This is a genomic window from Pseudomonas sp. Root569, from assembly GCF_001427465.1.
GTDB lineage: Bacteria > Pseudomonadota > Gammaproteobacteria > Pseudomonadales > Pseudomonadaceae > Aquipseudomonas > Aquipseudomonas synxantha.
Genome location: NZ_LMGQ01000025.1, coordinates 189612 through 207599, shown reverse-complemented (window position 1 = coordinate 207599; position 17988 = coordinate 189612). Strand labels below are relative to the sequence as shown.

Genomic DNA, 17988 nt, shown 5'->3' with positions numbered 1-17988 from the left:
CTGAAAGCGCTGCGTCATCGTTGACGATTTTCGCGAGCAAGCTCGCTCCTACAGCAACACCTTTTTTCTGCCGCTGGACCCTTTCCCTTATCGGTTGAATGGAGTGTTCCTCATGCAGACTTCAAAACCTGGCGTCTCCCGCACCCGCCAAGTGGTGGCGGCCGTGATCGGCAACGCGCTGGAGTGGTACGACTTTATCGTCTATGGCTTTCTGGCCAGCATCATCGCCCGGCAATTCTTCCCCTCCGAGGATGAATACGCTTCGCTGCTGATGGCCTTGGCCACCTTTGGCGTGGGCTTTTTCATGCGCCCGGTGGGCGGCATCCTGTTGGGTATCTACTCCGACCGCAAAGGCCGCAAGGCGGCGATGCAGTTGATTATCCGGCTGATGACCGTGTCCATCGCAATGATCGCCTTTGCGCCAAACTATGCGGCCATCGGCATGGGAGCGCCGCTGTTGATCGTGGTGGCGCGCATGCTCCAGGGCTTTGCCACCGGCGGGGAATACGCCAGTGCCACCGCGTTCCTGGTAGAAAGTGCGCCGGCCCATCGCAAGGGCTTGTACGGCTCGTGGCAGTTGGTGGGGCAGTGCCTGGCGGTGTTTGGGGGAGCAGCGATGGTGGCGCTGGTGACGCACTTCTTTTCCCCCGAGACCCTCGACCTGTGGGGCTGGCGCCTGCCCTTCGTGCTGGGCTTGCTGATCGGCCCGGTGGGGTTGTGGATTCGTCGGCACATGGAAGACCCGGAAGAGTTCATTGAGGCGCGCAGAAACGCCACCGGCCCGGCGCCGAGCCTGATGAATGTGTTGCGTGATCATCGCCGCAGCATCCTGGTGTCCATGGGCCTGGCCTGTGGGGCGACGGTGTCGTTCTATGTGGTGCTGGTGAACATGCCGACCTTCGCCCACAAGAACCTCGGCCTGCCGTTGGACGAGGTGCTGATGGTGCAGATGTTTGCGGTGGCGCTGATGACCGTGGTGATTCCGTTGTCCGGCCTGCTTTCGGATCGCCTGGGGCGACGGCCGGTGCTGATGGCGTTCACCCTGGCCTTCTTCGTGATGGTCTACCCGCTCTATGTCTGGGTGGCCGCCGCGCCGTCCATCGAGCGCTTGCTAGTGATGCAGGTGATGCTGTGCACCGCCATTGGCGGGTTCTTCGGCCCGGCGCCGACGGCGTTGGCCGAGCAGTTTCCCATCGAGGTGCGCTCCACCGGCGTGTCGGTGGCCTATAACGTAGCGGTGATGGTGTTCGGTGGTTTTGCACCGCTGATCGTGACTTGGTTGAGCAAAGTGTTGGGCACACCGGTGGCGCCGTCGTTCTATGTGTTGTTCGCTTGCGTGCTGACGCTGTTGGGCACTTACTGCATGCAGGAGGCACCGCGGGCGAAAAAACCGCTGCCGTTTTCAAGCGAGGTGAAGCCTTGAGTATTGTTGATTGGGATGCCACGCAACTGTCGCGAGCGATCCATGGGCGGCAGGTGTCGTGTGAAGAGGTGATGCAGGCGTACCTGGCGCAGATCCAGCGCTTTAACCCCAGGGTGAATGCACTGGTGTCGTTGCGCGACAGCGATGCCGTGCTGGCCGAGGCGAGAGCCTTTGATCGTGAGCTGGACCAGGGTAAGTCCCGCGGCTGGATGCACGGCATGCCCCAGGCGATCAAGGACCTGGCGGCGACCCAAGGCTTGCGCACCACCCTGGGCTCACCGTTGTTTGCCGAGCATGTGCCGAGTGAAGACGCCATCAGCGTGGCGCGGGTGCGGGCCAATGGCGCGATCATCATCGGCAAGACCAACGTGCCGGAGTTCGGCCTGGGCTCCCATACCTACAACACGCTGTTCGGTACCACCGGCAATGCTTATGACCCGCGCCTGTCGGCCGGCGGCAGCAGCGGCGGGGCGGCGGTGGCCCTGGCGCTGCGCATGCTGCCGGTGGCCGATGGCAGCGACATGATGGGCTCGCTGCGCAACCCGGCGGCGTTCAACAATGTGTTCGGCTTGCGCCCATCTCAGGGGCGTGTGCCCCACGGGCCGATGCCGGAACTGTTCGTGCAGCAGTTGGGTACCGAAGGCCCGATGGGCCGCAGCGTGACGGATGTGGCGCGGTTGCTGAGCATCCAGGCCGGTTACGACCCACGGGCGCCGTTGTCATCCCAGGATGATCCCGCGATGCTGGGCCAGCCGCTGCAGCGCGACTTCAAAGGCGCACGCCTGGGCTGGCTGGGGGACTACAATGGTTATCTGCCGATGGAAGACGGCGTGATGAGCCTGTGCGAAACCGCCCTGGGTGACTTCGCCGAGCTTGGCTGCGAAGTAGAAGGCTGCCAGCCGGACTTTTCAATGGCTCGACTGTGGCGCTGCTGGCTGGTACACCGCCATTGGCTGGTGCACGGCAACCTCGGCGCGGCCTATGCCAACCCGAAAAAACGTGCACTGCTCAAGCCTGAAGCGCAATGGGAAGTGGAGGGCGGCCTCGGCTTGAGCGCCCAGCAGGTGTACCAGGCGTCGGTGGATCGTAGCGAGTGGTATAGAGCCCTGACCAAGTTGTTCGAGCGTTACGATTTCCTGCTGCTGCCTACCGCTCAACTGTTCCCTTTCGATGCACAACAAGCGTGGCCGTGCCATGTGGCCGGGCGCGAAATGGACACCTATCACCGCTGGATGGAAGTGGTGATCGGCCCAACCCTGGCCGGCTTGCCGAGCATGAGCATCCCCGTGGGCTTCAACCCCCGGGGCCTGCCCATGGGCCTGCAAATCATCGGCCCGGCCCAGGCGGACCGCGCCGTGCTGCAATTGGCCTATGCCCATGAACAGCTGACCCAATGGGTACGACGCCGGCCGCCGGAATGTCTTGCAGCGACCGGCTGAGCCGCGACCGGGCCTGCATCTTGCTGTGAAAATGATCATCCACCGGCAACAGGGAGATCGAACATGGACACAGGCACCGTACGCTCGGTTGAGCGCGCACTGGCAATCGTCGAGTTGCTGGGTGAGCACCAGGCCCTGGGGCTGGAGGAACTGCACTACCTCACGCGCCTGCCCAAGGCCACGGTGTCGCGCATGTTGCTGACCTTGCAGGAACAGGGCTGGGTCTATCGCGGCCTGAGCGATCGGCGCTACCGCCTGCGTGCACGACGTTTGTTTGGCGATACCCAGCAACGCTTCAGGCGCCAGGTGGTGGAAAGCGCGGCGCCGTGGTTGGTGGAGCTGAGCGAACGCACCGGCTTGGTGGTGGACTTGTCCTGTTTCGACGGCGAGCGCCTGGAAGTCATGGAGAGCGCGATTCCCAGTGTGTTGCGCAAGCTGTACCCGAACAACTGCCAGATCGTCGGCCAGTACGCCAGCCTGTTCCACTCGGCGATGGGTAAGGCGTGCCTGACGCAACTGCCCCTTGATGAAGTGCAACGCCTGGCGGGCCGCGACCGGGTGGCCGCCGATGAGCAATACCATGCGTGCGAGCACACCCAGCACCAGGGTTTCGGCCAGCGTACCGAGGGCTATTGGGAATACCCGGTGCGTCTGCCGTTCCTGATCCGGGCGGTGGCGTTGCCGGTGCGCGCCCATGGCCGGTTGGTGGGCAGCATGGCCTTGCATTGGCCGATGCATCAGGCGCCGGTGGAGCGGGTGTTGAACCTGCATATGGCCAGCCTTGAAGAAACGATCTGCGAAGTCCAGCGGGCATTGGCCTGAACAGTCGCCGCCGGACCCATGTGGGAGGGGGCTTGCTCCCGATAGCAGGGTGTCAGCCACTGGATGAGTTGCTGATCCACCGCCTTCGGGAGCAAGCCCCCCACATTGGATTTGCGCCGTTCGTGAGATTGCGCTTAATGTTCGCCCAGGTTTTTTGCCCCATGAGTCTTTATGTTCAATGTCAAACCCCTGGTCTTCGCCTTGCTGACCTGTGCCAGCGTGCCTGCCCACGCCGACTGGTACCTGGATAACGAATCCTCGCGCCTGTCTTTCGTCACCACCAAAAACACCGAGATTGCCGAGGTGCATCGCTTCCTGGTGTTGCATGGCAAGGTCGACGCCAAGGGCGCGGCGCAGTTGCAATTGGAGATGGAGTCGATCAACAGTGGCATCCCACTGCGCGACGAGCGCATGCGCAAAGAGCTGTTCCAGATCAAGACCTTCCCCGAAGCGCAGATCAGCGCGCAGATCAATCTGCAACCGATCAACGACCTGGCGCCCGGCGCGCAGTTGGAATTGCGCCTGCCGCTGAGCGTTACCCTGCATGGCAAGACCCAGACCTACAGCGCCGAATTGCTCGCCACGCGCCTGGATGAGCGGCGCTTCCAGGTGGTGACCCTGGAGCCGGTGGTGTTGCATGCCGAGGATTTCGACCTGGCGCCGGGCGTAGCGGCGTTGCGCAAGGCTGCCGGGCTTAAGTCGATCAGCCTGTCGGTGCCGGTGGGTGCGGTACTGATCTTCACGGCGCGCTGACATGAGCGGCGCAGTGTTCCCGTGGCGCAGCGCCAATCAGTTCGAATTGCTGATCGACGGGCCGAGTTTCTTCCCGCAGATGCTGGTGGGCATTGCCCGGGCCGAGCAGCAGGTCGATCTTGAATTGTATTTGGTCGAAGCCGGGGCCTGTGCCGACGCCATGGTGCAGGCGCTGGTGCTGGCCGCCGAGCGTGGTGTGCAAGTGCGCTGCCTGTTTGATGATTACGGCAGCCTGGCGTTTACCCTCGGGCTGCGCAAGCGCTTGATCGATGCTGGCGTGGAGCTGCGCTTCTACAATCGCTTGAACTGGCGGCGCTGGATGCGCAACCTGTACCGTGACCACCGCAAGCTGTTGCTGATCGACCAGGGTATCGCCGTGGTCGGCGGCACGGGCGTCACCGATGAGTTCTGGACGCCAGGGCAAGACAGCGCCGACTGGCATGAAGTGATGGTGCAGATCAGCGGCCCGCTGGTGCTGGACTGGCAGGCGCTGTTCGACCGTCAATGGCACGCCAACGCGGCGCGCCGTGAATGGAAACCAGCGACCCATTTCGGTTTGCCGCGCCTGCCCAAGGTGCCTGCGATGGGCCCCGGCCTGGGTCGTGTGGCCTATGCCGACGCCCGTCAACACCGGGATATCCTGCAATCGCTGATCCGCGCCTTGAACCGCAGCAAGGGGCGGATCTGGCTGGCGACGCCTTACTTCCTGCCGACCTGGAGCGTGCGTCGTGCCTTGCGCAGGGCGGCAGGGCGGGGTGTGGATGTGCGTTTGCTGCTCACCGGGCCACGTACCGATCACCCGTCAGTACGCTACGCCGGCCATCGTTATTACCCGCGTCTGCTGCGGGCAGGCGTGCAGATCTTTGAATACCAGCCGTGCTTTTTGCACCTGAAAATGGTGCTGGTGGATGATTGGGTGAGCATTGGTTCATGCAATTTCGATCACTGGAATTTGCGCTTCAACCTGGAAGCCAACCTCGAAGCGTTGGACCCGGGATTGACGGCGGCGGTGGTGGCCAGTTTCGAAACTGATTTTGCCCAGAGCCAGGCGGTGAGCCTGGAGGCATGGAAAGCGCGGCCGTTGTGGCGGCGTGTGAAGCAGAGGGTGTGGGGGTGGATTGATCGGTTGGTGGTCAATCTGCTCGACCGGCGCGGCTAACAAGCACAATGAGGTCAAATGTGGGAGGGGGCTTGCTCCCGATGGCGGTGTTTCAGTTAACAGATTCATTGACTGACCCACTGCTATCGGGAGCAAGCCCCCTCCCGCATTTTTTTGACCGCGTGAGGCGTTAGAGCAGTTCAAAGGTCTGTTGCTGAACATCCTGGGAATCCAGCCCGATCTGCACATTGAACTCACCCGGTTCCGCCGCGAACTTGAGTTGGGCGTTGTAGAACTTCAAGTCCTCCTCGGTGATGGTGAAGTGCAGCGTGCGTTCTTCACCGGCTTTGAGCATGACCTTCTGGAAGTTCTTCAGCTCCTTGATCGGGCGGATCATCGAGCCGGCCACGTCCTGGATATACAACTGCACCACGGTTTCGCCATCGACCTTGCCGGTGTTCTTCACCGTGACGCTGGCGTCGAGCTTGCCGGTCTTGTTCAGGGTGGTGGACGACAGCGCCATGTCCGCCAGGCTGAACGTGGTGTAGCTCAGGCCATAGCCAAATGGAAACAGGGGACCTGTGGTGTCATCGAAGTACTGCGAGGTGTAGTTGCCCGGCTTGCCTGGGGTGAACGGCCGGCCAATGGTCAGGTGGTTGTAGTAGGTGGGAATCTGCCCCACCGAACGCGGGAAGGTGATCGGCAGCTTGCCCGACGGGTTGTAGTCACCGAACAGCACGTCGGCGATGGCGTTGCCGCCTTCGGTGCCGGCGAACCAGGTTTCCAGGATCGCGTCGGCCTGCTGGCTCTCATCGAGAATCGACAGCGGGCGGCCGTTCATCAGCACCAAAACCAACGGTTTGCCGGTCGCCTTGAGGGCCTTGATCAGGTCGCGCTGGCTTTGCGGGATATTCAGGTCGGTGCGGCTCGACGACTCGTGGGACATGCCACGGGACTCGCCCACCGCTGCGACGATCACGTCGGCGTTCTTCGCCGCTTTCACTGCTTCGTCGATCAGCACTTGGGCAGGGCGCGGGTCATCCACCACTTCCGGGGCATCGAAGTTAAGGAAGTTGAGGTAATCGAGCACCGCCTTGTCGCCGGTGATGTTGGCGCCGCGGGCATAGATCACTTTGCCCTTCTCGCCGATCACAGCGTTCATGCCGTCGAGCAGGGTTACCGATTGCGCAGGCCGGCCAGCAGCGGCCCAACTGCCCATCATGTCGATAGGGGCCTTGGCCAGCGGGCCGACCAGGGCGATGGTCGCGGATTTTTTCAGCGGCAGGGTTTCGTTGTGGTTTTTCAGCAACACCAGGCTACGGCGTGCGATATCCCGGGCCTCGGCGCGGTGCAGGCGGCTGTCGGCGTAGGTGTCGACCGGGTCATCCTCGGCCTTGCCGATGCGCAGGTACGGGTCCTTGAACAGACCCATGTCGTACTTGGCGCCGAGCACTTCGCGCACGGCGTTGTCGATGTCGCTCTGCTCAATCTCTCCGGACTTGAGCAGCCCGGGCAATTCCTTGCCGTACAGCGAGTCGTTCATGCTCATGTCGATGCCGGCCTTGATCGCCAGCTTGGCGGCTTCGCGCCCGTCCTTGGCCACGCCGTGCTTGATCAGCTCGAAGATTGCGCCGTGGTCGCTGACGGTCAGGCCCTTGAAGCCCCAGTCTCTGCGCAGCAGGTCGTTCATCAGCCAGGTATTGGCGGTGGCGGGCACGCCGTTGATCGAGTTCAACGCCACCATCACGCCGCCGGAACCGGCCTTGATTGCCGCGTGGTAGGGCGGCAGGTAGTCCTGGTACATCTTGACCGGGCTCATGTCGACCACGTTGTAGTCGCGCCCGCCTTCCACCGCGCCGTACAGGGCGAAGTGCTTGACGCTGGCCATCAGGCTGTCGGCATTCGCGGGGCTGGTGCCCTGGAACGCCTTGACCATGACTTCGGCAATCCGCGAGACCAGGTAGGTGTCTTCGCCGAAACCTTCGGAGGTACGGCCCCAGCGCGGGTCGCGGGAGATATCGACCATCGGCGCGAAGGTGATGTCGAGGCTGTCGGCAGCGGCTTCCTGGGCGGCGATGCGCCCGGAGCGGCCGATGGCGTCCATGTCCCAGCTGGAGGCCAGGGCCAGGCTGATCGGGAAAATCGTACGGTGGCCGTGGATCACGTCGTAGGCGAAGAACATCGGGATCTTCAAGCGGCTGCGCATGGCCGCGTCCTGCATCGGACGGTTTTCCGGGCGGGTGATGGAGTTGAACGTGCCACCGATGCGGCCGGCGGCGATTTCCTGGCGGATCAGTTCCCGGGGCATTTCCGGGCCGATGCTGATCAGGCGCAATTGGCCGATCTTTTCATCCAGGGTCATTTGCTTGAGCAGGTCGCTGACGAAGGCGTCCTTGTCTTTAAGCGCAGCAGGCTTTGTTTCTGCCCAGACGGGGTGGGTGGCCAGAGTGGCAACAAGGCCGAGCAAACACAGCTTCTTCATGAATATCCTTTTTCGGCTCACTGCACAGCGATAACGCTGATCGGCCAAAATGTGGGGAGCGTCTATTGTTGTTCGGGTGTTGTTCAGATAAATGCAGCACACTCTGAACTCTTTTTCGCGCTGGGCATCTTTGTAGCTGATTGGCTCGATGCATGCCAGTGGTGGCGGATTATGCCCCAAGCGCGTCGTTTGTAGGGTTAGTCATCAAATTCCATCGAGATCGGGCAGGAGAAACACCATGCAAGCAGCACAAACTTACCGCTGGGGCTTCAAGGCTGCGGCGTTGTTACTGATCAGCACCGTGCTGAGCGGTTGCGGCATCAACAATATCCCGACCCTGGACGAACAGGCCAAGGCAGCCTGGGGCCAGGTGCAGAACCAGTACCAGCGCCGTGCCGACCTGATCCCCAATCTGGTGGAAGTGGTCAAGGGCTACGCCGCCCATGAACAAGACACCCTGACCGCGGTGATTGAAGCGCGGGCCAAGGCCACCTCGATCCAGGTGGATGCCAGCACCCTGGACAACCCGGAAAAACTCAAGCAGTTCCAGCAAGCCCAGGATGGCCTGAGCGGTGCACTCAGCCGCTTGATGGTAGTTTCCGAGCGTTACCCGGACCTCAAGGCCAACCAGAACTTCCTGGCCTTGCAGTCTCAGCTTGAAGGCACCGAGAACCGGATCGCCGTGGCTCGTCGTGATTTCATCCAGGCCGTGCAAGCCTACAACACCGAAATCCGCACCTTCCCTGGCCGCCTGTGGCACACCGTGATGTACAGCGACCTGCCGATCCGCGCCACGTTTGAAGCCACCAGTGCCGATGCCGATAAAGCACCGCAAGTGAAGTTCAAATAAGGCCACACTGAGGTGTCGATGCGTTTATTACGGATAGGCCTGGCGCTATGGTTGTTGGCCTGCGTGGGCATGGCCCAGGCGGCGCTGACCTTCCCAGCGCTGAGCGGGCGTGTGGTGGACAGCGCGCAGATGATCGACCCGGCGGTGCGCGAGCAACTGACCCAGCAGTTGCAGGCGCTGGAGCAAACCTCGGGCGACCAGCTTGTGGTGGTTACTGTGCCCGACCTGCAGGGCGTGCCCATTGAAGATTACGGTTATCAACTGGGTCGCCAGTGGGGCATCGGCCAGAAGGGCAAGGATAACGGCGCGCTGCTGATCGTCTCCCGTGATGACCGCAAAGTGCGCATCGAAGTCGGTTACGGCCTGGAAGGTGTGCTGACGGATGCGCAATCCTGGGTGATCATCAATCAGGTGATCTTGCCCAAGTTCAAGGCCGGCAACTTCAGCCAGGGCATCAGCGACGGCGTGGCGGCGATGATCCAGGTGGTGGGCGGTGAACCCTTGGCAGTGCCAGCTCATGTGGCGGATGCGAATTTCGCCAAGGATAATCCAGGGTTCTCCATCGGTTTGTTTATCCTGCTGATCGGCGTGTTGTGGCTGTGCAATCGCATGGGCCTGCCGGTGGGCGCTATTCTGCTGGCCATTCTCAGCAGCAGCGGCCGCGGCGGCGGTGGGGGCGGCGGTGGCGGTGGTTTCCGTGGCGGCGGTGGTGGCTTCGGCGGTGGCGGGGCTTCGGGCGGCTGGTAATGACAATAACGAGAAAAGAGCATCTACAACCATGGCATTACTGACTGAACATGAGCAGCGCCAAGTCGCCGAAGCAATTGCCCGGGTCGAAAAAAACACCGACGCAGAACTGGTGACCGTGCTGGCGGCGCGTGCCGACGACTACGCCTACATCCCGTTGCTGTGGGCCAGCCTGATCGCGTTGGTGGTACCGGGCGTGGTGCATTATTTGTCGGGCTACCTGACCATGTACACCTTGCTGCTGGCGCAATGGACGACGTTTATTGTGTTGTGCCTAGTGTTTCGCTTGCCCAAGGTCACCACCCGCCTGATTCCCCGCTCCGTACGCCACTGGCGCGCCTCTAACCTGGCGCGTCGGCAGTTTCTGGAGCAGAACCTGCACCACACGCTGGGCAGCACTGGCGTGCTGATATTTGTCAGCGAGGCGGAACGCTACGTCGAGATCCTCGTCGATGACGGCATTTCCAAACGCCTGGATGACAGCAGTTGGGACGCCATCGTCAAGACGTTCACCCAGCAGGTGAAACAGGGGCAGACGCTGGCCGGGTTTATTGCGTGCATCGAGGCGTGCGGCGAGTTGCTCAAGGTGCATGTGCCGGTGACGCAAACGCGCAATGAGCTGCCCAATCGCCTGGTGGTACTCGAATAGCCCGGCCAACTCAGTTCCAAATGTGGGAGGGGGCTTGCTCCCGATGGCGGTGCACCAGTCAATGAATCTGTTGGCTGACACACTGCAATCGGGGGCAAGCCCCCTCCCACATTTGGATCTACTGTGACTGCTGGAACTGACCATTGGTCAAATAACTCCGTGCCGTTGAGGGTTATCCCCCCTAAAATGCCCGGCATTCTTTGCCCGAGGCGTTTTTGTTCATGTCCGTCACCGCTCAACCCGCCAACCCTGCGCCGGATCATCACGCCCAGTTCATCCAATTGCTGAGCGCAAGCCTTGCGCAAAACGCCTTTATCAAGCTGGTGCTGGCCAAGTACGTCGGTGAGGAAGCCGAGCTGCAACGGCTGATCATCAAGCCGGTCACCGTCAAAGACCAGCCGTGCCTGTCCTTCGTGTACCGCTACAAGACCCGCGACATCACCAAGAATTTCCCCTCGGCCGACGGCGTGGCGGCGATTGCCGAGCTGTTGCCTGCATCATTCAAGAACGCGCACTTGCTGTCGCTGACTGACGAAGCCCAGCTGGAATACAGCAAGAAGAACAAAAGCTCGCTGTTCAAAAGCAAACCGCAACAATTGCGCGAAGCACCGTCGGCCGAGCATAACCGTGAAAAGAACCGTTTCCTCGACCTGAGCCGGCCGTTCCTCGTCGACCTCGGTGTGACCGACGCCAAGCAGGCGCTGATCCCATCGATGTCGCGCAAGTGGAAGCAGATCAACAAGTTCATCGAAGTGTTCAGCCATGCGCTGACGTCGTCGCCGTTGAAGCTTGATCAACCGGTGCGCGTTGCCGATTTCGGTTCGGGCAAGGGCTACCTGACCTTCGCCATCCACGACTACCTGCGCAATACCCTCAAGGCCGAGGGCGAGGTCACCGGCGTTGAATTGCGCGAAGACATGGTCACCCTGTGCAACAGCGCCGCCGCCCGCCTTGAACACCCGGGGCTGGTGTTCAAATGCGGGGATGTGCGCAGCGTGGCGCCGAGTGAGTTGGACGTAATGATCGCCCTGCATGCGTGTGACATTGCCACTGATTATGCGATTCACACCGGCATCCGTTCCGGTGCGTCGATCATCATGTGCTCGCCCTGCTGCCACAAGCAGATTCGCCTGCAGATCCAGAGCCCGGCGCTGCTCAAACCGATGCTGCAATATGGCCTGCACCTGGGCCAGCAGGCGGAGATGGTCACCGACAGCTTGCGCGCGTTGTTCCTCGAAGCCTGCGGCTATGAGACCAAGGTGTTTGAGTTCATCTCGCTGGAGCATACCAACAAGAACAAGATGATTCTTGCGGTCAAGCGTGCGCAGCCGGTGGACAACGCGCAGTTGCTGGTGAAAATCCAGGAGCTCAAGGCGTTCTACCACATCACGGAACACTGCCTGGAAACCCTGCTGCGCGCCGATGGCTACCTGGCCTGAATACAGAGTTTTTGTAGGAGCGAGCTTGCTCGCGAAAAACATAAGGACGCTTCGGGGCATCAGGAGCCCTCGTGTCAGCGTTGGCGATTTTCGCGAGCAAGCTCGCTCCTACAGGTTCAGCGATCAGAAGAACCGCGTCACGCTGATCTTCGCATCGCGGCCCTTGGTGTAGGCGCGGTCGCCGCTCAAGGCCGGGCGGAAGTTTTCGTTGAACAGGTTGTCCACGGTGAAGTTGACCTCGGTGCCTTTGAGGTACGCCTGTTGCGGGGCCCATTTGGCGAACAGACCCTGGGTGTTGTAGCGCTTGTTACCGTACTGGTCGAAGAACAAGTCACCCACACCGGAGCCCGGGCCACCGGAGTATTTATCACTGGGCAGGCGGTCGGTGGCGCCGATGAATTGGCCCATCCAGCCCACCTGGGCATCCCAGGCGGGAATGTGGGTGCCCAAGACCAGCACCCATTTGGTCGGCGGGATATCCCGTGCTGCCACGTCAGGGCCCCACGGGTTGGTGTAGGCGCCTTGGTGCTGGCCCTTGGCATAGGCGAACGACACCGAGCCAAACAGGTAGGTGGAGTTATAGATCGACTCCAGCTCGACGCCCTTGATGGTCATGCCACCGATATTGCGGTAGTTGGACATCGGCCCGGGTGGGCAAGCCGAGGAAATACTGCCGCCGTTGATGGCCTGGTTCTGGCAACCCACGCCGGTGGCCTTGAAGATTTCGTCTTCGACTTTGTTGTGGAACAGGGTGGTTCGCAGTTGCAGGTTGTCGTCCTGAGCGATCAGGTTGTCGAAGCTGGTGATGTTGCCCAGGGTGATCGAGGTGATGCGTTCCGGGTCCAGGTCCACGCTGGTGGCGGTACGGCTGCCCAGGCCCTGGACTTCATATTGTTCGTCGATCACCGGCGCACGCCAGGTCTGGCTCCAGTTGGCGAACAGCCCGACGTTCGGCGTCACGGTCCAGAACAGCGCCAGGCGTGGCGACCAGCCTGTGTAGGTGCGGTCGCTGTAGTCGTGGCCAACGGCCGGGTCGGGGTTGTTGTAATAGGGCGCATCGTTGCCTTCGCCGCGGTTGCGCACATGGTCGTAGCGCAGGGACGGCGTAATTGTCACGTCGCCGATAGTCACCGCGTCCTGGATAAAGAAGCTGTTGGTGTCGACCTTGCCGTGGGGCATGAAGCCCGGCTGGAAGTGCCCGTAGTTGTAGCGCGCTGTGTTGTAGGTGGTGCCGGGCATCCACATTTCGGTTTCGCGGATGTGTTTGCGGATCTGCCCGCCGACCGTCACCGCATGCTGCAAGGGGCCGGTATCGAACAGGCTGACGTTACGGATATCGAGGTTCTTGTCGGTATAGGACGTGTCCATCTTGCGCCCGCCGGTGGCCAGCTGGAAAAACGCGGTGGCGTCACGCTCGTCGGTCTGCTCGGTGTCGGACTGGGAATACTTGATGGTCAAGTCCACCAGCGGGTTATCCAGGGGCTGGTATTCGTACTTGCCCGACCAGGTGGTGTCGACCGTGTCACGGTGGGCCAGGAAACGCTTCAACGCACCTTCGTAGCCGTAGCGGTCGATGTTGAACTGGGTGGGCGGCGTCGGATAGCTCGCTGCGGAAAACGGCGTCCAGCGGTTGCTATGGGAGCGTGAGTACGACAGGCCGACACTGTGCTCATCGGTGAAATGTGCGTTGACCTTGAACAACTTGCCGTCCACATCCTGGGCGCTGTTGGGCAGGCGCTGGGGGTTGATGGGGTATTGGTTGTTCTCGTTGGGCAACTTGGCGGCCACCTTCATATCGCCGCCGTCCCGTTGGGTCAGGTAGGCCAGGGCGTCGAAGCGACCATCGTCGGTACGGCCATACACCGCACCGCTGTAGACCTGTTCATGGTCATTGCTGGAGTAGCCGTATTTGAGCATCGCGCCGCTATTGCGACCGTCCTTGAGCAGGTCCGGGGCGTCCTTGGTGATCATGTTGACCGTGCCGCCGAAACCGCCATTGCCGGTGAACGGCGAGTTCGGGCCTTTTTCCACTTCGATGCGCTTGATCAGCTCAGGCTCGATAAATACAGTGCCTTGCTGGTAGCGCTCGAAGCCAGTCTTGGTGGCGCCGTCCACGGTCAGCGGTACGTCTTCGGCATCACCGAAACCACGGATGTTGATGGTCTGGCCGCCGGGTTTCAGCGAGCCGCCCTGGCTGACGCCGGGTAGGGTCTGCAACAGGCTCGGGATGTTATTGGACTGGTAGCGGTCGATATCGGCCTGGGTCAGGGTGGAGCGGTTGACCGTGCTGGAGTTCACTTCGTTGCCCGTGCCGATCACGCTCAACGTGTCCAGCTGGATCGCGCCGCTTTGGGTGGTCTTGCCCTCATCCGGGCGCACGACATAGGTGCTGCCGACCTTGATCAGGGTGAAGTCGCCATTCTTGAGCAGGGAGCGGATCGCCGCTTCCGCTGTGTAGTCACCGTTGAGTGCCGGCGCCTGCAGGTTCTTGAGCAGGCTTTCATCGAACAGCAGCTGGATTTGCGCCTGTTGCGCCACCTGGCTCAGGGACGTGGCCAGCGACTGGGCCGGCAGTTGCAGCTTGAACGACTCGGCCTGGGCGCTGAGGCTGAAGGCCAGGCAGGCAGCGATGAGCGTCGGTCGAAGAAACAGGTGCGAAGCGTGGCAAGGCGCGCGAAACATGAAATCCCCCGGTGCGGCTAAGTAGCCAAAAAGGTGTGCGTATCAAACGCAGACAGGAGGAAGACGGGGCAGGCAAAAAAAACCACACATGCGAATGCAAAATATTCTCATGTGTGGGTTATGCAGGCTATTTGCTTGGCTCGATTCTCACAATGCCATCGGCCGACACTACGGTTTTCACCGGCAACAACGCGGGCAGGGCGCTGAGCAGGGCGTCCGGGTCATTCACGTCAAGGTTGCCCGACACCTTGAGTTGGGCGACGGCCTTGTTGACCTGCAAAGGTTGTTGGGGCCGGTACAAGCTCAATTCGTCGATCAGGCCGGCCAGCTCGCGATTACGAAACGATAAGTGCCCGCTGCGCCAATCGGCCACTTCTTCGGCGCTGAGGGTTTGCTGTTGCAAGGTGCCCTTGGCGTAGTTGTAAGCGGCGCGTTGTCGGGTGCCGAGCAGGGTGAGTGGGCTTTTGCCATCCGTTTCGAACGCCACTTGGCCATGGGCAACACTGACCACCAGTTGCTGTTGGCCGCGGCGCACATCAAACCCGGTGCCCACCACCCGTACGTTCGACTCGCCGGCCTGTACGTAGAGTGGGCGCTCCTTGTCGGCGGCCACTTCGATATACAGCTGGCCCTTGTCCAAGTGCAGGATGCGTTGGTGGGCGTTGAAGTCCACACGGATGCGGGTGTTGGCATTCACATACAAGGTGCTGCCATCGGGCAGGTTCAACATACGCATGCCCTTGGCCTGGGTGGCGATCTGGGTGTGATACAGCTCGCGGGGCGCGCCGAGAGGCGTCGCCAGCACCGCGCAGAGCAGGGCAGCGGCCACAGCCAGGGCAGGGCGCCAGAGGCTGGGCTTGCGCTGGGGCAGCGGCATGGGTTTGTTCAGTTGCTGCAATTGGGCGAGGTCGGCCCACAGCTGTTCGAATTCGGCATAGGCGCGCGCGTGCGCAGGCACGGCCTGCCAGGCGGCAAAGGCTTTGCGGTCGGCGCGGCTCGCCTCGTTGCAATTGCGTGCAAACCAACTGGCGGCTTGGGCGTCGATGGAGTCACTTGCTTCGATGTCCAGGGCGTCGATGTCGCTCAGGCGGTTCATTCTGGCTGCTCCGTGCCGGGGTCGGGTTGAAGGCGTCGCTTGCAATGCAGCAGGGCAAAGGCGATGTGCTTTTCTACCATGCTGGTGGAAATGCCCATGCGCTCGGCGATCTGCGCCTGACTCAGGCCTTCGAAGCGGTGCAGCATAAGGGCTTCTCGCCGGCGGGGCGAGAGTTCGGCGAGGACTTCTTTCAACTGTTCCAGGCGTTGCAGGCGCAGGGCGGCGGCCATGGGGTCGTGCTGCTCATCGGTGACCGGCTCGGCATCCATTTCGGCGGGGTCAGAGTGGACGGTCTGCCGTACCTTCTGTTTGCGCCAGTGATCGCGCAGCAGGTTGCGCGCCATCTGGAACAGAAACGCCCGTGGCTGCTCGACCTTGGCCCGGTCGCGGTAGCCCAGCCATTGGGTAAAGACATCCTGGGTCATGTCCGCCGCGTCGCTGGCGTTGTCCGTGCGTTTACGCAGGAAATACAGAATATCTGCATAAAACCCGCGACAGGCATCGGCCGACGACGGGTCGGGCTTGGGACGAGACATGGATATCCTTCTTGACGAAGCACGGCGTGGAAAAGTCGCGAATGATATCGAGAATTATTGTCATTTGTCTCTATTTAAAGAGTTTGCTCGGCTAAATGTGGGAGGGGGCAAGCCCCTCCCACATTTGCTTAGTGTCAGCGCAGCAATGTCTTCAACTGCTCGATCCCGGCTTCACCCAGCGGGAATACCGGCAACCGAGGATCCCCCACCTCCAACCCGGTCAAGCGCAGCCCGGCCTTGATCGTCGCCGGCAACCCACCCTTGAGAATGAATTGCAGCAGCGGCAACTGCCGGTAGAACAGTTCCCGCGCCTGGTTCAAGTCATTGGCCAGCACTGCCTGGTACAAATCCAGGTTGAGTTGGGGGATCAGGTTCGGCGCTGCGGTGCACCAGCCTTTGGCACCGGCGGCGAAAGCCTCCAGGGCCAGCGGGTTGCAACCGTTGTAGAACGGCACGTCACTCAGGAGTTTCAGCTGGTGCATGCGCTGGATATCGCCGGTGCTCTCCTTGACCATGGTCACGTTGTCGACCTGCTTGAGGATGCGCAGGATCAGCTCCACCGACATGTCGGTGCCGCTGGTGGCCGGGTTGTTGTAGAGCATGATCGGTACGCCGATGCTGTCGCCAATCGCGGCGTAGTGGGCGAGGATTTCCGCGTCGCTGAGTTTCCAGTACGAGGCGGGCAGTACCATCACCACATCGGCGCCTTGGGCTTCGGCATAGCGTGCCCGGCGCACGGTCTTGGCGGTGGTCAGGTCGGACACGCTGACAATGGTCGGCACACGCTTGGCGACTTTCTTGATGCTGTAGGCGCTGACTTCGTCCCACTCCGCGTCGCTCAGGTAGGCGCCTTCGCCGGTGCTGCCCAAGGGCGCGATGGCGTGGACGCCGCTGTCGATCAGGCGGTCGATGGAGCGCCCGAGGGCGTCGAGGTCAATACGCTGGCCGTCGGCGCTGAACGGGGTGATGGTATAGCCGATGATGCCGTGAATAGTTGGGTTTGACATGGGTAAACTCCGGTCAGAAAGGGGCAATCAGTTCAGGCAATCGGCATGCTTGCGCAGGTTCTGCCGGGCGTAATAGTTGAACGCGGCGCCGTGGCGCTTGGGCTTGGAGATCCAGTCATGGGCCTCGCGCCCCAACTCCGGCAGGATCGGCTTGACGGTGCCTGCGGCCATCGCCAGCAACTGCAACTTGGCCGCACGTTCGATCAACTGTGCGATGACGCAAGCCTCTTCGATGCTGGCGCCCGTGGACAACTGACCGTGGTGCGAGAGCAGGATGGCGCGCTTGTCGCCCAGGGCCGTGGTGATGATTTCCCCTTCTTCATTGCCCACCGGCACGCCGGGCCAGGCTTGCAGGAAGGCGCAGTCTTCGTACAGCGGGCAGAGGTCCATGTGTGACACCTGCAGCGGCACTTCCAGCATCGACAGCGCGGCAATGTGCGTCGGGTGCGTATGGATGATGCAGTTTACATCCGGCCGGCCGCGGTACACCCAGGTATGAAAACGGTTGGCCGGGTTGGGAATGCCATGGCCTTCCAACACTTCAAGATCTTCGTTGACCAGCAGCAGGTTGCTGGCGGTGATTTCGTCAAAACCCAGGCCCAGCTGCTGGGTGTAGTAGGTGCCAGGGGTGGGCCCGCGCGCGGTGATCTGCCCCGCCAGGCCGGAATCGTGACCGTGCTCGAACAGGATTCGGCAGGTCAGCGCCAGCTTTTGCCGGTCGGTCCACGTATTATCCGCCAGATTGTTTTGCATCTGGCTCAGGGCTTGCTTGACCAGTTGGTCTTTTGGGAGTGCTAATGTCTTGGCCATATCGGTGTCCTTTGGGTGGTTCAATGGACGTCGGATTTGCTGCTCGCCCGCTGCTCGCAAGGTCGTTAGGTGAATGCAAATGACACGAATGATGCTATATGACACTTTGTGTCATTAGCAAGCACGGCTCATCGCTTTCTGCAGGGATTAACCG

General features: G+C 61.4%; 15 protein-coding genes. 9 read left to right on the top strand and 6 right to left on the bottom strand.

All coding sequences use genetic code 11. The annotated features are described in order from the left end of the window. Positions 1–112: 112 nt before the first annotated feature. From ASD70_RS21310 to ASD70_RS21290, 5 genes are all read left to right on the top strand, one after another. Positions 113–1423, top strand: a complete 1311-nt coding sequence (locus ASD70_RS21310; protein ID WP_056847395.1) for a citrate-proton symporter — start codon at positions 113–115, stop codon at positions 1421–1423. Next, positions 1420–2862: an amidase gene (locus ASD70_RS21305; protein ID WP_056847394.1), complete on the top strand. Its 1443-nt coding sequence runs from the start codon at positions 1420–1422 to the stop codon at positions 2860–2862. The genes ASD70_RS21310 and ASD70_RS21305 overlap by 4 nt, the downstream gene beginning before the upstream one ends. Before the next feature lie 63 nt (positions 2863–2925). After that, positions 2926–3684, top strand: coding sequence for a helix-turn-helix domain-containing protein (locus tag ASD70_RS21300; RefSeq protein ID WP_046071374.1), 759 nt, complete (start codon positions 2926–2928; stop codon positions 3682–3684). Positions 3685–3855: 171 nt separating this feature from the next. Beyond that, on the top strand, positions 3856–4437 hold the full coding sequence (locus ASD70_RS21295) for a YceI family protein (RefSeq protein ID WP_056847393.1): 582 nt from the start codon (positions 3856–3858) through the stop codon (positions 4435–4437). Position 4438: 1 nt separating this feature from the next. Further along, positions 4439–5596 (top strand): phospholipase D-like domain-containing protein, encoded by a 1158-nt coding sequence (locus ASD70_RS21290; RefSeq protein ID WP_046071376.1) that lies wholly within the window; start codon positions 4439–4441, stop codon positions 5594–5596. A 130-nt stretch (positions 5597–5726) separates the two neighbouring features. On the opposite strand, the gene bglX is transcribed toward ASD70_RS21290, so the two are convergent. After that, complete coding sequence (gene bglX / locus ASD70_RS21285) at positions 5727–8018, bottom strand: beta-glucosidase BglX (protein ID WP_046071377.1); 2292 nt, start codon at positions 8016–8018, stop codon at positions 5727–5729. Between the two features lie 238 nt (positions 8019–8256). Here bglX and ASD70_RS21280 point away from each other — a divergent pair, with 238 nt between their 5' ends. The 4 genes from ASD70_RS21280 to ASD70_RS21265 all read left to right on the top strand — a co-directional run bounded on the left by ASD70_RS21280 (position 8257) and on the right by ASD70_RS21265 (position 11703). Then, positions 8257–8868 (top strand): LemA family protein, encoded by a 612-nt coding sequence (locus tag ASD70_RS21280; RefSeq protein ID WP_046071378.1) that lies wholly within the window; start codon positions 8257–8259, stop codon positions 8866–8868. An 18-nt stretch (positions 8869–8886) separates the two neighbouring features. Then, positions 8887–9615: a TPM domain-containing protein gene (locus ASD70_RS29750; RefSeq protein ID WP_056847392.1), complete on the top strand. Its 729-nt coding sequence runs from the start codon at positions 8887–8889 to the stop codon at positions 9613–9615. 31 nt (positions 9616–9646) lie between these two features. Continuing rightward, positions 9647–10264: a TPM domain-containing protein gene (locus ASD70_RS21270; protein ID WP_046071380.1), complete on the top strand. Its 618-nt coding sequence runs from the start codon at positions 9647–9649 to the stop codon at positions 10262–10264. Positions 10265–10485: 221 nt separating this feature from the next. Then, positions 10486–11703 (top strand): class I SAM-dependent methyltransferase, encoded by a 1218-nt coding sequence (locus ASD70_RS21265; protein ID WP_056847391.1) that lies wholly within the window; start codon positions 10486–10488, stop codon positions 11701–11703. Between the two features lie 123 nt (positions 11704–11826). Here the strand turns inward: ASD70_RS21265 and ASD70_RS21260 are convergent, their stop codons facing one another. From ASD70_RS21260 to ASD70_RS21240, 5 genes are all read right to left on the bottom strand, one after another. After that, positions 11827–14385, bottom strand: a complete 2559-nt coding sequence (locus ASD70_RS21260) for a TonB-dependent receptor (RefSeq protein WP_056847390.1) — start codon at positions 14383–14385, stop codon at positions 11827–11829. A gap of 127 nt (positions 14386–14512) precedes the next feature. Next, positions 14513–15481: a FecR family protein gene (locus ASD70_RS21255; protein WP_056847389.1), complete on the bottom strand. Its 969-nt coding sequence runs from the start codon at positions 15479–15481 to the stop codon at positions 14513–14515. After that, complete coding sequence (locus ASD70_RS21250; protein ID WP_046071384.1) at positions 15478–16017, bottom strand: RNA polymerase sigma factor; 540 nt, start codon at positions 16015–16017, stop codon at positions 15478–15480. The genes ASD70_RS21255 and ASD70_RS21250 overlap by 4 nt, the downstream gene beginning before the upstream one ends. A gap of 134 nt (positions 16018–16151) precedes the next feature. Continuing rightward, positions 16152–17024: a dihydrodipicolinate synthase family protein gene (locus ASD70_RS21245; RefSeq protein WP_056847388.1), complete on the bottom strand. Its 873-nt coding sequence runs from the start codon at positions 17022–17024 to the stop codon at positions 16152–16154. Between the two features lie 27 nt (positions 17025–17051). Further along, the gene (locus tag ASD70_RS21240; protein WP_046071386.1) at positions 17052–17834 is read right to left on the bottom strand and encodes an aldolase; all 783 of its coding nucleotides are present in this window, start codon (positions 17832–17834) and stop codon (positions 17052–17054) included. Between the last annotated feature and the right edge of the window lie 154 nt (positions 17835–17988).

Coding starts and splice junctions, on each gene's coding strand:
- ASD70_RS21310 (WP_056847395.1), top strand. CDS start 113: ATGCAGACTTCAAAACCTGGCGTCTCCCGCACCCGCCAAGTGGTGGCG.
- ASD70_RS21300 (WP_046071374.1), top strand. CDS start 2,926: ATGGACACAGGCACCGTACGCTCGGTTGAGCGCGCACTGGCAATCGTC.
- ASD70_RS21295 (WP_056847393.1), top strand. CDS start 3,856: ATGTTCAATGTCAAACCCCTGGTCTTCGCCTTGCTGACCTGTGCCAGC.
- ASD70_RS21290 (WP_046071376.1), top strand. CDS start 4,439: ATGAGCGGCGCAGTGTTCCCGTGGCGCAGCGCCAATCAGTTCGAATTG.
- bglX (WP_046071377.1), bottom strand. CDS start 8,018: ATGAAGAAGCTGTGTTTGCTCGGCCTTGTTGCCACTCTGGCCACCCAC.
- ASD70_RS21280 (WP_046071378.1), top strand. CDS start 8,257: ATGCAAGCAGCACAAACTTACCGCTGGGGCTTCAAGGCTGCGGCGTTG.
- ASD70_RS29750 (WP_056847392.1), top strand. CDS start 8,887: ATGCGTTTATTACGGATAGGCCTGGCGCTATGGTTGTTGGCCTGCGTG.
- ASD70_RS21270 (WP_046071380.1), top strand. CDS start 9,647: ATGGCATTACTGACTGAACATGAGCAGCGCCAAGTCGCCGAAGCAATT.
- ASD70_RS21265 (WP_056847391.1), top strand. CDS start 10,486: ATGTCCGTCACCGCTCAACCCGCCAACCCTGCGCCGGATCATCACGCC.
- ASD70_RS21260 (WP_056847390.1), bottom strand. CDS start 14,385: ATGTTTCGCGCGCCTTGCCACGCTTCGCACCTGTTTCTTCGACCGACG.
- ASD70_RS21255 (WP_056847389.1), bottom strand. CDS start 15,481: ATGAACCGCCTGAGCGACATCGACGCCCTGGACATCGAAGCAAGTGAC.
- ASD70_RS21250 (WP_046071384.1), bottom strand. CDS start 16,017: ATGTCTCGTCCCAAGCCCGACCCGTCGTCGGCCGATGCCTGTCGCGGG.
- ASD70_RS21245 (WP_056847388.1), bottom strand. CDS start 17,024: ATGTCAAACCCAACTATTCACGGCATCATCGGCTATACCATCACCCCG.
- ASD70_RS21240 (WP_046071386.1), bottom strand. CDS start 17,834: ATGGCCAAGACATTAGCACTCCCAAAAGACCAACTGGTCAAGCAAGCC.